This window comes from Ralstonia sp. VS2407 (genome assembly GCF_052950655.1).
On the sequence record NZ_JBRFVG010000341.1, the window covers coordinates 1 to 442 of the forward strand.

General features: G+C 69.5%; 1 protein-coding gene. It reads right to left on the reverse strand.

Annotated elements, in window-relative coordinates:
• Positions 1-311 (reverse strand): superoxide dismutase family protein (locus ACU8YE_RS25355; protein ID WP_446930342.1); only part of this gene is annotated, 311 nt, incomplete at its 3' end.
• Positions 312-442 lie beyond the last annotated feature (131 nt).

The following is a 442-nucleotide window of genomic DNA, read 5'->3' on the forward strand; positions in this document are numbered from 1 at the left end:
TGCTTGCTCTGGTCGTGGTTCACGTGCGCCTTGGAGTTCATGAATTTCGGGTCCCCGCAGTCGCCGACCGCGTGGAAATGCATCCCGTGCCATCCGGGCGGGAGGCCGCCGGGCTGGATCGCCACGCGCAGCACCAGGGCGTTCGCCCCGTCGCGAATCGCCAGGCTGCCGATCGTGTCGCCCTTGGCGTTCTTGATCGGGGCCGCGTAGGTCTCCGCGGCCTTCGCGGCCTCCTTTGCGGGTTCCTGCGCAAGGGCGCCCCCCGCGGCGAGGGTTCCGAGCAGGGCGAACAGCGGCAGGGTACGGCTCATGCGGTGGCTCTCCAGTACGGCCCGGTCTAGTTAGGAAGCGCGCCGGCCTTCGACAGGGCGGCGCCTCGAAACCGCGACCACAGCTCTGCCCAGCCCCGACGAAGACCTGATGACCCGAGACCGGCCCATAG